Source organism: Modestobacter roseus, from assembly GCF_007994135.1.
GTDB classification, from domain to species: domain Bacteria; phylum Actinomycetota; class Actinomycetes; order Mycobacteriales; family Geodermatophilaceae; genus Modestobacter; species Modestobacter roseus.
Genome location: NZ_VLKF01000001.1, coordinates 3,532,355 through 3,544,812, shown reverse-complemented (window position 1 = coordinate 3,544,812; position 12,458 = coordinate 3,532,355). Strand labels below are relative to the sequence as shown.

At 76.0% G+C, this 12,458-nt stretch carries 8 protein-coding genes; 4 read left to right on the top strand and 4 right to left on the bottom strand.

Annotated elements, in window-relative coordinates:
* Positions 1-138: 138 nt before the first annotated feature.
* The gene (locus tag JD78_RS16990; RefSeq protein WP_153362204.1) at positions 139-1,863 is read left to right on the top strand and encodes a SpoIIE family protein phosphatase; all 1,725 of its coding nucleotides are present in this window, start codon (positions 139-141) and stop codon (positions 1,861-1,863) included.
* Here JD78_RS16990 and JD78_RS16985 read toward each other — a convergent pair.
* The 3 genes from JD78_RS16985 to JD78_RS16975 form a co-directional block, all read right to left on the bottom strand.
* A complete protein-coding gene (locus JD78_RS16985) occupies positions 1,860-2,807 on the bottom strand; it encodes an alpha/beta fold hydrolase (protein WP_153362203.1) in 948 nt (315 codons plus the stop codon). The two genes, JD78_RS16990 and JD78_RS16985, sit on opposite strands and share 4 nt — an antisense overlap.
* Positions 2,808-2,864: 57 nt before the next feature.
* A complete protein-coding gene (locus JD78_RS16980; protein ID WP_153362202.1) occupies positions 2,865-4,052 on the bottom strand; it encodes an ATP-binding protein in 1,188 nt (395 codons plus the stop codon).
* 246 nt (positions 4,053-4,298) lie between these two features.
* On the bottom strand, positions 4,299-5,024 hold the full coding sequence (locus JD78_RS16975; RefSeq protein ID WP_153362201.1) for a TVP38/TMEM64 family protein: 726 nt from the start codon (positions 5,022-5,024) through the stop codon (positions 4,299-4,301).
* A gap of 113 nt (positions 5,025-5,137) precedes the next feature.
* On the opposite strand from JD78_RS16975, the gene JD78_RS16970 reads away from it, so the two are divergent.
* From JD78_RS16970 to JD78_RS16960, 3 genes are all read left to right on the top strand, one after another.
* On the top strand, positions 5,138-5,527 hold the full coding sequence (locus tag JD78_RS16970; protein WP_228395406.1) for a phage holin family protein: 390 nt from the start codon (positions 5,138-5,140) through the stop codon (positions 5,525-5,527).
* Between the two features lie 73 nt (positions 5,528-5,600).
* Positions 5,601-10,529 carry an NAD-glutamate dehydrogenase gene (locus tag JD78_RS16965; RefSeq protein WP_153362200.1) on the top strand — a complete coding sequence of 1,643 codons (4,929 nt, stop codon included), beginning with the start codon at positions 5,601-5,603 and terminating at the stop codon, positions 10,527-10,529.
* A 10-nt stretch (positions 10,530-10,539) separates the two neighbouring features.
* Positions 10,540-11,025: a PGPGW domain-containing protein gene (locus JD78_RS16960; protein ID WP_228395405.1), complete on the top strand. Its 486-nt coding sequence runs from the start codon at positions 10,540-10,542 to the stop codon at positions 11,023-11,025.
* A 4-nt stretch (positions 11,026-11,029) separates the two neighbouring features.
* Here JD78_RS16960 and JD78_RS16955 read toward each other — a convergent pair whose 3' ends face one another.
* Positions 11,030-12,445 (bottom strand): amidase, encoded by a 1,416-nt coding sequence (locus JD78_RS16955; protein WP_153362199.1) that lies wholly within the window; start codon positions 12,443-12,445, stop codon positions 11,030-11,032.
* Positions 12,446-12,458 lie beyond the last annotated feature (13 nt).

The window sequence follows — 12,458 nt, the reverse complement described above, 5'->3', positions numbered from 1 at the left end:
GGGGGAGCGTGACCGTCCTCTCGCGGGCGGCCCCGCTCCCCCGGTCCCGTCGTCGTGTCACCCGCTGGGGGGACGGGGTTCCGGTCTTCCCGGGACGGCGTGGCTGCGCGGGCGCCGGGATGGGGCAGAGTGGCCGGCATGACCCCGGACGGCGCCGCGCCGTCGGCGGACCTGTTGGTCCAGGCGGTCGGGGCCATGCCCCGGCCGCTCTTCGTGCTGGACGAGGACTGGCGGTTCAGCTACGTCAACCCGGCCGGCGCGCAGTTGCTGCAGCGGCGGGTCGAGGACCTGGTGGGCCGGGTGATCTGGGCGGAGTTCCCGGAGGCGGTCGGCAGCGAGTTCGCGGGGCACTACGAGCACGTCGCGCGCACCGGCGAGCCGGTCGCGTTCGAGTCCTGGTACCCGCCGCTGCGGACGTGGTTCCACGTCGACGCCTTCGCCACCGCGGCCGGGCTGGTCGTCACCTACGACGACGTCACCCAGCGGAGGGCGACCGAGCAGGCCCGGGCCGACGCCGTCGCCGCCCGCGAGGAGGAGGCCGAGCGCGCCGCCGAGGCCGCGCACGCCGCCGAGCTGGCCGGCCGGCACCTCATGCTGCTCGGCGACGTCAGCCAGGCGATGACCGCGACGCTGGACACCGGCGAGGCGGTGCAGCGGCTCGCGGAGCTGATCGTCCCGCCGTTGGCCGACTGGTGTCTGGTGAGCGTCGTCGAGGACGGCGTCCGGCGGGACGTCGGCCGCGCCCACCGCGACCCGGCGATGGTGCCGCACATGCACCGGTACGCCGACCTGCGGGCCCGCACCAACCAGGCGACGGCGCCGGTGCCCACCGCGCTGCGGGACGGCCGGCCGGTGGTGATCCAGGGGATCGAGCCCCGGCAGGTGGAGGCGATGACCACCCCGGCGGCCCGGGAGGCGCTCGCGCCGCTGCGGGTGCACTCGGTGGCCACCTTCCCGCTGGTGGCCCGGGGCGAGCTGTTCGGCGCGGTCACCCTCGTCACCGGGCCGGAGCGGGGCGCGTTCACCGACGCCGAGCTGCGCACCGCCGACATCATGTCCCGGCGGGCCGGGCTGGCGCTGGACAACGCCCGGCTGGCCGCGGCGCAGACCCGCGTCGCCGAGCGGCTGCAGCGCAGCCTGCTGTCCCCACCCGTGCAGCCCGACCACCTGGAGCTGGCCGTCCGCTACCGCCCCGCGGCGCAGGACGTCTCCATCGGCGGCGACTGGTACGACTCCTTCCTCCAGCCCGACGGCGCGACCGTGCTGGTCATCGGCGACGTGATGGGCCACGACCTGGAGGCCGCCGCCACGATGGCGGAGCTGCGCACCCTGGTGCGGGCGATCGCCTACGACCGGCAGACCGGACCGGGCGAGGTGCTGCGTCGGGTCGACCGCGCCGTCGTCGGCCTGCAGGTCGCCTCCCTGGCCACCGCGCTGGTCGCCCGGATCGAGATGGACGACGCCGACCGGGCCGCCGGCCTGCGCCGGCTGCGCTGGGCCGTCGCCGGGCACCCCATGCCGCTGCTGGTGCTCCCCGACGGCACGGTGACCGACCTCGAGGCGCCGGTGGGGCCACCGCTGGGGCTGGGGCTCGACCTGGGCCTGCCGGAGCGGGACGGCGCCCGGGGTGAGGGGCTGACCGTGCTGCCGCCGGACAGCACGCTGCTGCTGTTCACCGACGGGCTGTTCGAGCGGCGCACCAGCGACCTGGACGCCGGGCGCGAGCGGCTGCGGGCCGCGGCGTCCCGGCTGGCGGGGGAGCCGCTGGACCGGCTCGCCGACGGGCTGCTGGCGGAGCTGCTGGCCGACGGCGCGGAGGACGACGTCGCCCTGCTCGCGGTGCGCTGTCACCCGGTGGTCTAGCGGCCCGCTGCTGCCGCCGCCCGGACCGCCTCGGCCACCGCGGCCACGCCGTCGGCCGACCAGATGATCGTGTCGTGGTCGGTGCCGGGCACCTCCCGGGCACGCACGTGCGCGTCGGAGAGGTTCATCCGGTCCAGTCGCACCTCGTCGTAGAGGCCGGGCACCTCGCCGTCCATGCCGCCGGTGGCCCACAGCAGGGTGGCCGGCACCGGCAGGTTCGTCGTCGTCTCCAGCACCGGCTGGTTGCGCAGCATGTCCGCCCCGTCGACCCGGACCGCCTCGTGCACCACCGAGCTGCGCAGCTCCGGCGGCTCGCCGGTGAGGTCGCGGGCGAGGAAGGCCCCGACGGTGGGGTCGTCGACCCACCGGCCGATGACCGGGTGGGCGGCCCAGAACCCGCGGACGGCGGCGAGGTCGGGGAAGGTGCGGTCCAGCCGCTCCAGCGTCGGGCCGAGGAAGGCGGCGAGCATGTCGTCGGTGTCCGCGGCCGGGGGGACGGCGAAGGGCAGGCCGCCGTCGACGAGCACCAGCCCGTGCACGAGGTCGCGGGCCTGACCGGCGGTGGCCAGGGTGGCGACGAAGGCGCCCATCGAGTGCCCGACGAGCACCGTCGCGTCGGCACCGGCGTCCCCGGAGGCGCCGAAGCGCTCCAGCAGGGCGGTGACGTCGGCGGCGTGCGCGGACAGCCCGTACGGGCCGGGCAGGCCGGCGCTCCCGGCGCGGCCCCGCAGGTCCGGGGCGACCACCTCGCACTCGCCGGCGAGCGCCGCGGCCACCGGCCCCCAGGTGGCCGCGTTGGAGGTGATGCCGTGCAGCAGCACCACCAGGGGCGAGCCGGGTGCGTCCGCGCCCCAGTAGAGCGCGGCGAGGTCACCGCCGGCGACCGGGACGGTGATCTCCTCCGGCGTGCGGACGTCGTGGCTGCTGCTCCCGGTGGCGCTCATGGGATCACCCTGCCCCGGCGGGCCGGTGGTCGCACGTCCGGCACCGGCCCGCCCGGTTCACTCGGCGTGGCTGAGCAGGTAGCGGCCGAAGTGCGGCACGGTGAAGGCGATCTGCCCGCGTTCGGCGGAGTAGACCAGGCCCTTCTTGATCAGCGAGTCCCGCGCGGGGGAGAGCGACGCCGGCTTGCGGCCCAGCGCGGCGGCCACCTCGGCGGTCGCCACCGGGGTGCCCTGCGGTCCGCCGAGCTCGGCCATGGCGTGCATGTACTCCCGCTCGGCCGGGGTCGCGCGGTCGTAGCGGGAGCCGAAGAACCCGACCGCCAGCTCGGCCTCGGCGGCGGGGGCGGCCATCGCGACGTCGGCGGCGGTGACGGGGGAGGAGGCGGCGACGTCCCAGGTGACCTTGCCGTAGGCCTGCACGAAGTAGGGGTAGCCGTCGGCGGCGGCGTAGAGGGCGTCCAGCGCCGCGGCCTCGAAGGTGACGTCCTCGCGCTCGGCGGGGGCCAGCAGCGCCCGGTCGGCGGCGGGCCGGTCGAGCCGGTCGATCCGCAGGTAGCGGAACAGCCGCTCGGAGTAGCTCTTGGACGCCGACAGCACCGCGGGCAGGTGGGGGAGCCCGGCGCCGACGACGATCAGCGGCGCGCCCTGCTGGGACAGCTCGTGGCAGGCCGCGCAGATCGCCGAGACGTCGGGTGCCTGCACGTCCTGCATCTCGTCGATGAACAGGGCGATGCCCTTGCCGACGTCGGCGGCCAGCCCCGCGGCGTCGCTGAGCAGCTCGACCAGGTCGATCTCCATGTCCCCGGAGTCGGCCCGGCCGCTGCTGGCGGGGGCGTCGATCCCCGGCTGCCAGCGCTCGCGGACCTTCGCCGAGGCGTCCGAGCCGCGCAGCGCGAAGGCCTTCAGCACGCCGAGCACCGCCTCCATCGACTCCTGGTCGGGGTGCCGGAGCTCGCGCAGGGCCATGTGCAGGGCGGAGGAGACCGGCCGGCGCAGCGACTGGTCGGGGCGGGCCTCGATCTTCCCGGTGCCCCAGCCGCGGCTGATCGCCGCCGAGCGCAGCTGGTTGAGCAGCACCGTCTTCCCGACCCCGCGGAGGCCGGTGAGCACCAGCGACCGCTCCGGCCGGCCGTGCGCGATCCGCTCGAGGACGACGTCGAACGCGGAGAGCTCGGTGTCCCGGCCGGCGAGCTCGGGCGGGCGCTGCCCGGCGCCGGGGGCGTACGGGTTCCGCACGGGGTCCATGTCGAGCAGCCTATGGCCTCGTATAGCTCGCTCGGTAGACACGGGTAGACGAGGGCATGCAGTGCCCACTCGACCGTCGTCTGCCCGTGTCTAGCCGCTGCGCTAGACGTCGTGAGACGGGGTCAGAGTCCGTGCGACGTCCGCGCTGCCGAGACTAGCAGAGAGATCGAACGTGTGTTCGAATAGGCGGGACGCCGAGGGGAGGGCATCATGACGAGCACGGTCTGCGACTCTCTTCCGCCTGCGCTAGAGAGCGGTAGACGACGGCAGAGCCGTCTCCTCCGCCGCCCGACCGGCCGGTGCCGCCCGGCGTCGCCACCACCGCGCGCCCGCCAGGGCGAGCAGCGCCAGGGTCAGCGGCACCAGCGTGAGGAGCAGGGTCCGGCCGTCTCCGAGGCCGGCCGCGCCCACGCTAGCGCCCACGGCCACGTGCAGCACCGTGCCCGGCGTCAGGCCGACGGCCGAACCGAGCAGGTGGTCGCGCAGCCGCATGCCGGACAGGCCCCCGGCGTAGCTGATCAGGGTGAACGGCAGCACCGGCGTCAGCCGGGCGATCAGCACCGCGAGCACGCCGCGGTCGGTGAGCAGTGCGTCGGCCCGGAGCAGCCGCGGCCCGGCCAGGCGGGTGACCGCCTCGCGGCCCAGCAGTCGCGCCAGCGTGAAACCGGCCAGGGCACCGAGCACGCCGCTGGGCAGGGCCAGCGCCAGGCCGCCCCAGAAGCCGGCGAGCACCCCGGCCAGCACCGACAGCGCGGTCCGCGGCACCGGGGCCAGGGTGGCCAGCGCCAGGCCGGCCAGCAGGCCCGCCCATCCGGCGGGGCCGGCGTCGTCCAGCCACCGGCGCACCTCTCCCACCCCGGGCACGTCGACGACGAGGGCGAGGGCGGCACCGCAGAGCAGCAGTACGAGCAGGAGGGCAGCCCGGCCGGCAGTGGGCGCCGGCAGCCGGTGGTGTCGCTCCTGGGTGGTCATGGTCCGTCCAGTGTGCGTGCTGCCGGTCTCTGCGAACGTCTAGTGCAGACGCGAGAGTCCGCTAGACGGTCCAACAGCGCACGATGACGATCACCAGGGGCTAGCGTGCCGCCGTGGCCACGATCGGGAAGTTCGCCCTCCGCGTCGTCGTGCTGGCGGCGATCATCTACGCCGTCACCCGGCTCGTCGACGGGATCGAGGTGATCGGCAACCCCACCGGCTTCTTCGGCGAGACCGGCACCTACCTGTGGGTGGCGCTGCTGTTCGCGCTGGTCAACTCCATCGTCGGGCCGATCGTGCGGCTGCTCGCGCTGCCGTTCGTGATCCTCACCCTGGGGCTGTTCCTGCTGGTGATCAACGCGGCGATGCTGGGCCTCACCGCGCTGATCTCCGACCGGTTCAGCGTGGACGGTTTCCTGGCGGCGCTGTTCGGCGGCTTCCTCATCGCGCTGTTCAGCTGGATCGCCGAGCTGATCCTCCCGCTGAAGGTCCGCGCGAGCTGATTCCCGCGGCGAGCCGCGCCCGGCTCGCCGATGTGCGTGCGGCCCGGGGGAGAGGCCACTAGCGTGGCCGGACATGGTCCGCCGCGGTTCCTCTCCCGACGTCGGCGCCGACATGGCCGCCCTCGAGGCGGCCCAGGAGGAGAAGCACCGCCTCCTGGACCGGGCGGCCGAGACCGCCGGCACGCTGCTCGCCGAGTCCGCCGACGCGCCCGCCTCGTTCGGCCCGGTCGACGCCGCGGCCCTGCTGCACCGCTTCTACTCCGGTGAGCCGGCCGCCGAGATCGTCGGTCACGACCCGGCCGACCTCGCGGGGCTGGCCCTGGCGCACCTCCGGCTGGCCGCCACCCGGCCGCCGGGCACGGCCACGGTCGACGTGCACCGCACCGCCGGGGGGCGGGCGGTGCTGCGGGTGGTCGTCGACGACATGCCCTACCTGGTCGACTCGGTCACCGCGGAGGTGGTCCGCCAGGGCGTGGTCGTGGAGCACGTCGTCCACCCGGTCGTGGTGGTCCGCCGGGACACCGACGGCGGGCTGACCGCGTTCTGCGACAGCGCCGACGTCGCGTCCTGCGGTGCGGGCGCGGCCGCCGAGTCGTGGATGGCGGTGGTGCTGGCCGGCCAGGTCGACGACGAGGCCGCCGCCGACCTCGTCGCCGGGCTCGGTGGGGTGCTCGCCGACGTCCGGCGCGCCCACGAGGACGCCGCGGCGCTCGCCGACCGCGCCCGTGAGGTGGCCGAGGCCCTGGACCGGCTCCCCGGCGCGCCGGCCGACGACCGGGCCGGTCACCCGGCCGACGACCCGGCGGAGGCCGCTGCGCTGCTGCGCTGGCTCGCCGACGGGACGTTCCTCTTCCTCGGCGCCCGCACCGTCGAGCTGGTGGGGGCCGACGCCACCCCGGAGGTCGTGCCCGGCTCCGAGCTCGGGCTGCTGCGCAGCTCGCCCGACCGGGCCACCTCCGTCGCCCCGGCCGCGCTGGCCGCGCGCGGCGGCACCGGCCACCGGGTGCTGGTCACCAAGGGCGATGCCCGGTCGACCGTGCAGCGCCCGGCCTGGCTGGACCTCGTCGTCGTCGACCTGCCCAGCGACGCCCCGGGCAGCCGGGCCCGCCAGCACCTGCTGGTCGGCCTGTTCCCCACCGAGGCCTACGCGAGCAGCGTCCGGGACGTGCCGCTGGTGCGCCGCACCGCCGACGCCGTCCTCGCCGGCTCCGGCGTGCCGGCCGACAGCCACTCGGGCAAGGAGCTGCTCGACGTCCTGGAGAGCTACCCGCGCGACGAGCTGCTCCAGGTCGACGTCGACGAGCTGCTGCCGGTCGCGCTGGCGGTGCTGCACCTGCGCGAGCGGCGGCAGACCCGGCTGTTCCTGCGCCGGGACCCGTTCGGCCGGTTCTTCTCCGCGCTGGTCTACCTGCCCCGGGACCGGTACACGACCGCCGTCCGCCTGGCGATGCAGCAGCTGCTGCTGGAGCACCTGGGCGGGACGACGGTGGAGTTCACCGTCCGCTCCAGCGAGTCGGTGCTGACCCGGCTGCACTTCGTCGTGCGGGTGCCGGTCAGCCGGCGGGAGCTGCCGCGGCTGCCCGACGTCGACGTGCCGGCGCTGGAGACGGCGCTGGCCGGTGCCGCCCGCAGCTGGACCGACGAGCTGTCCGACGCGCTGACCGCCCGGTACGGCGACGACGCACCCCGGCTGCTCGCCCGGGTCGCGGACGCCTTCCCGGCCGCCTACCAGGGCGACTTCCCGGCCGCGGTCGCCGTCGACGACCTGGCCCGGCTCGACCGGCTCGGCCCCGGTGAGATGGACCTGCGGCTGCGTGCCCCGCGGAACCCGGCCGAGGGGGAGCGGCGGCTGACGGTCTACCGGGTGGGGGATCGGCTCCTGCTGTCCGACGTCCTCCCGGTGCTGCAGCACATGGGGGTCGACGTCCTCGACGAGCGGCCCTACGAGATCGACCGGATCGGCGCGCCGCTGGCCTGGGTGTACGACTTCGGGCTCGCCTCGCCGACCGACGAGGTGCCCTTCGCCGGCACGCTGCCGGAGCGCTTCACCGACGCCGTCACCGCGATCTGGGCCGGCCGCGCCGAGGACGACGGGCTCAACGCGCTGGTGCTGCTGGCCGGACTGACCTGGCGGCAGGTGGCGGTGCTGCGCGCCTACGTGCAGTGGCTGCGCCAGGGCGGGCTGCCCTTCGGGCAGGACTACGTGCAGCAGACCCTCGCCGCCCACCCCGGCATCGTCGCCCGGCTGGTGGCGCTGTTCGAGACCCGCTTCCACCCCGACCGCGCCGCCGGGCGGGAGGCCCGCACCGAGGCGCTGGTCGGCTCGCTCACCGAGGCCATCGGCGAGGTGGCGTCGCTGGACGCCGACCGGGTGCTCAGCGCGCTGCTGGCCGCGGTCCGGGCCACCCTGCGGACCACCGCCTACACCGCCGACGTCGTCGCCGGCCGGGCGCCGCTCGCGCTGAAGCTCGACCCGACCGGCGTGCCCGACCTGCCCGAGCCGCGGCCGGCCCGGGAGGTGTGGGTGAGCTCGCCGCGGGTGCTGGGCGTGCACCTGCGCTTCGGCGCCGTCGCCCGGGGCGGGCTGCGCTGGAGCGACCGCCGGGAGGACCTGCGCACCGAGGTGCTCGGCCTGGTCAAGGCGCAGACGGTGAAGAACACGGTCATCGTGCCCACCGGCGCCAAGGGTGGGTTCGTGCCGCTCCGGCCGCCGGCCGACGGCGCCACCCGCGACGACGTCGTCGCCGAGGGGCAGGCCTGCTACCGGCTGTTCATCGGCGCGCTGCTCTCCCTCACCGACAACCTGGTCGACGGCACCGTCGTGCCGCCCGAGCGGGTGGTCCGGCACGACGGCGACGACACCTACCTGGTGGTCGCCGCCGACAAGGGGACGGCGACCTTCTCCGACCTGGCCAACTCGGTGGCGATCGAGCGGGCTTTCTGGCTGGGCGACGCGTTCGCCTCCGGCGGTTCGGTCGGCTACGACCACAAGGCGATGGGCATCACCGCGCGCGGGGCGTGGGAATCGGTCACCCGGCACTTCCGCGAGCTCGGCGTCGACGTGCAGAGCCAGGAGGTCACCGTCGTCGGCGTCGGTGACATGTCCGGCGACGTCTTCGGCAACGGCATGCTGCTGTCGGAGCACCTGCGGCTGGTCGCCGCCTTCGACCACCGGCACGTGTTCGTCGACCCGACGCCGGACGCCGCCGCCTCCTTCGCCGAGCGGCAGCGGCTGTTCGCCCTGCCCCGTTCCTCCTGGGCGGACTACGACCGGTCGCTGATCAGCCCCGGCGGCGGGGTGTGGCCCCGGACGGCGAAGGCCGTGCCGGTCTCCGCGCCGATGCGCGAGGCCCTCGGGCTGCCCGCCGACGTCGCGTCGCTCAGCCCGGTGGACCTGGTCCGCGCGGTGCTGCTCGCCCCGGTCGACCTGCTGTTCAACGGTGGCATCGGCACCTACGTGAAGGCGGCCACCGAGAGCGCGGCCGACGTGGGCGACAAGGCCAACGACGCCGTCCGGGTCAACGGCGGGCAACTGCGGGTGCGGGTGGTGGGGGAGGGCGGCAACCTCGGCCTGACCCAGCGCGGCCGGATCGAGTACGCGCTGACCGGCGGGCGGCTGAACACCGACGCCATCGACAACTCGGCCGGGGTGGACACCTCCGACCACGAGGTCAACATCAAGATCGCGCTGAACCGGGTGGTCGACGAGGGCGGGCTGGACGCCGACGGCCGGGCCCGGCTGCTGGTCGGGATGACCGACGAGGTCGCGGCCGCCGTGCTCACCGACAACCACGCGCAGAACGCCACGCTGGCCAGCGACGCCGCGGCCTCGCGGGGCCTGCTCGACGCGCACCAGCGCTACCTGCGCTGGCTGGAGCGGGCGGGGCGGCTGGACCGGGCCGTGGAGTTCCTGCCCGACGACCGGGCGATCACCGAGCGTCGCCGCGACGGGCTGGCGCTCACCGGGCCCGAGCTGTCGGTGCTGCTGGCCTACGCCAAGATCGAGGCCGGCGACGCCGTGCTCGCCTCCGGGCTGCCCGACGACCCGGCGCTGGCCGGGCTGCTGTCGGACTACTTCCCGAGCCCGCTGCGCGGCCGCTTCGCCGCGGCGATCGCCGACCACCCGCTGCGGCGGGAGATCGTGGCGACCGTCCTCACCAACCGGACGGTGAACACCGCCGGCGTCACCGGGGTGTTCCGGCTGGCCGAGGAGACCGGTGCGCCGCTGGCCGCGGTGGTCCGCGCCCACGCGGTCGCCCGGGCCGTGTTCGACGTCGACCGGATGTGGGACGCCCCACGGGAGCTGGACAACCGGGTGCCGGCCGCCACCCTCGTCCACCTGCGCACCGAGGCGACCCGGCTGGCCGAGCGGGCCACCCGCTGGCTGATCCGGCTGCCGGAGCTGACCGCCGAGCCGGCGCCGTCGCTGCAGACGGTCGTCGACCGGTTCGCCGGGCCGGTCACGGAGGTCTGCGCGGGGCTGCCGGGGTGGCTGCTGGGGGCCGACGCGGCCGGGTACGCCGAGCGGGCCGCCGCGCTGCAGGCCGACGGCGTGCCCGCCGACCTCGCGGCGGAGGTGGCCGCGGCGCCGCTGCTGCCGGCCGCGCTTGACCTCGCGGTGGTCGCCGAGGCCGCGGGGGCGCCGATCGCGCTCGCCGGCCAGGTGGCCCAGTGCCTGGGCGAGCGGCTGGGGCTGGTCCCGCTGCGCGAGCTGGTCATCGCGCTGCCGCGCAACCGGCGCTGGGACTCCATCGCCCGCACCTCGCTGCGCGACGACCTGGCCGCGGAGCAGGCCACCCTCACCGCCGACGTGCTGGACCTGCGCAGCTCCGACGACGAGCCGGCGGACGCGCTGGTCGGACGGTGGGCCGACGCTTGGGACGTCGCCCAGCAGCGTGCCGCCGTCCAGCTGGAGGAGCTGGCGACCGGCGAGCGGCACGAGCTCGCCGAGCTGCTGGTCGCCGTCCGCACGCTCCGCGGCCTGCGCCGCCGCGCCCGCTGACCCCGGGGGCATGGCCGGGGGACCGGTGGGGCACAACCGGACGGTGAAGACCGTCGTCGTCGCCGTGCTCGGTGGCCTGCTGACCCTCTCCGGCCTCGCGCTGCTCGTGCTGCCCGGGCCGGGGTTCGTGCTCGTCGCCGCGGGGCTGGCCGTGCTGGCCACCCGGTTCGCGTGGGCGAAGAAGCCGCTGGACTACGCCCAGGACAAGGCGGTGGCGGGCGTCGAGGAGGTCGGCCGCAGCCCCTGGCGGGCCGCCGGCGCCGTCCTCGCGGCCCTCGCCCTGGTCGCCGCCGGGGTGCTGGTCCTGGCCGGGCTGGACCTGCCCTTCACCAACGCGTTCACCGCGGTGGTGCTGGTCATCTCGGGGCTGTTCCTCGTGGGGACGGTGGTCTTCGCCCGGCACGAGGAGCACGTGCAGGTGGCGCGGGCACACCGCCCGGCCGGCACCCCCGGCACCGGCGGCGCCTACCGCGCCGCCACCCGCCCCGAGGACTGATCCCTCAGCCCAGCTGCGGACGGCGCAGGCCGTGGCCGGTGGCCTGCTCGAAGGCGTGGCCGACCTCCAGCACCCGCCGGTCGGACCGGGGCGCGCCGACGATCTGCAGGCCCACCGGCAGCCCGTCGGCGGTGAACCCACCGGGCACCGACAGCGCCGGGCAGCCGGTGGCGGAGACGAGCGTGCACGAGCGCATCCAGCCCAGGTAGTCGTCGAACTCGACCCCGTTCACCTCGGTGGGGTACTCGACCTCCACCGGGAAGGGCAGCACCTGGGTGGTCGGCGCGAGGAGCACGTCGTACCGCTCGAAGAACCCGACCACCCGCTCGTACAGCTTCGTGTGCGCGACCTCCGCCCGGCCGACGTCGGCGCCGGTCAGTTCGGCACCGCGCGCGGCGTTCCAGCGGATCGTCTCCTTGAACGAGTCCGGGCTGCGCCGCACCTGGTCACCGAAGCTCGCCTCGAACAGCCAGGCGCGCAGCACGCCGAACACCTCGTCGGCGTCGCGCAGGTCCGGGCAGTCCTCCTCGACGGTGGCGCCCAGCTCGCGGAAGACGCCGAGCTGGGCCATCAGCACCTCGGTGATCGCCGGGTCGACCGGCACCCGACCACCCAGGTCCGGGGTCCAGGCGATCCGCAGGCCGGTGAGCTCGGTGGGCAGCGGCGCGGCGAAGGGGTGGCCGGGGTCGGACAGCGAGATCGGCACCCGCGGGTCGGGGCCGGCCAGCACCGACAGCTGGAGCGCGACGTCGGCGACGGTGCGCCCCATCGGGCCCTGCACCGACAGCTGCGACCAGCCGATCGGCGCGGGGTGGGTGGGCACCCGGCCCGGGGTGGTCCGCAGCCCGACGACGTTGCAGAAGGCGGCCGGGTTGCGCAGCGAGCCGCCCATGTCGCTGCCCTCGGCCAGTGGCACCAGCCCGGCCGCGAGCGCCGCGGCCGCCCCGCCGGAGGAGCCGCCGGCCGACAGCCCGTGCCGGTACGGGTTGTGCGTCGCGCCGAACAACGTGTTGAAGGTGTGCGAGCCGGCGGCGAACTCCGGCACGTTCGTCTTCCCCACCCGGATCGCGCCGGCGGCCCGCAGGCGGGCGACGGCGAGCTCGTCCCGGGCGGGCACCGTGTCCCGGTGCAGCGGCGAGCCCCACGTCGTCCGCATGCCGCCGGTCTGGTGGGTGTCCTTGTGCGCCACCGGCAGCCCGTGCAGCGGGCCGACCGGCCGGCCCGCGGCGAGCTGGGCGTCGGCGGCGTCGGCCGCGGCCCGGGCGCCCTCGGCGTCCAGCGTCACGATCGCGTTGAGCGCCGGGTTCAGCCGCTCGATCCGCGCCAGGTGGGCGTCCAGCAGCTCGCGGGCGCTGACCTCCCGCCCGCGGACCAACGCCGCGAGCTCGGTCGCCGGGCGGGTGCAGAGGTCGTCGCTCACCCCGGCGACGCTA

What these genes read in the sequence shown, in the direction of transcription:
- JD78_RS16990 (WP_153362204.1), top strand. Translation starts at nt 139, where the DNA reads ATGACCCCGGACGGCGCCGCGCCGTCGGCGGACCTGTTGGTCCAGGCG.
- JD78_RS16960 (WP_228395405.1), top strand. Translation starts at nt 10,540, where the DNA reads ATGGCCGGGGGACCGGTGGGGCACAACCGGACGGTGAAGACCGTCGTC.
- JD78_RS16985 (WP_153362203.1), bottom strand. Translation starts at nt 2,807, where the DNA reads ATGAGCGCCACCGGGAGCAGCAGCCACGACGTCCGCACGCCGGAGGAG.
- JD78_RS16980 (WP_153362202.1), bottom strand. Translation starts at nt 4,052, where the DNA reads ATGGACCCCGTGCGGAACCCGTACGCCCCCGGCGCCGGGCAGCGCCCG.
- JD78_RS16965 (WP_153362200.1), top strand. Translation starts at nt 5,601, where the DNA reads ATGGTCCGCCGCGGTTCCTCTCCCGACGTCGGCGCCGACATGGCCGCC.
- JD78_RS16975 (WP_153362201.1), bottom strand. Translation starts at nt 5,024, where the DNA reads ATGACCACCCAGGAGCGACACCACCGGCTGCCGGCGCCCACTGCCGGC.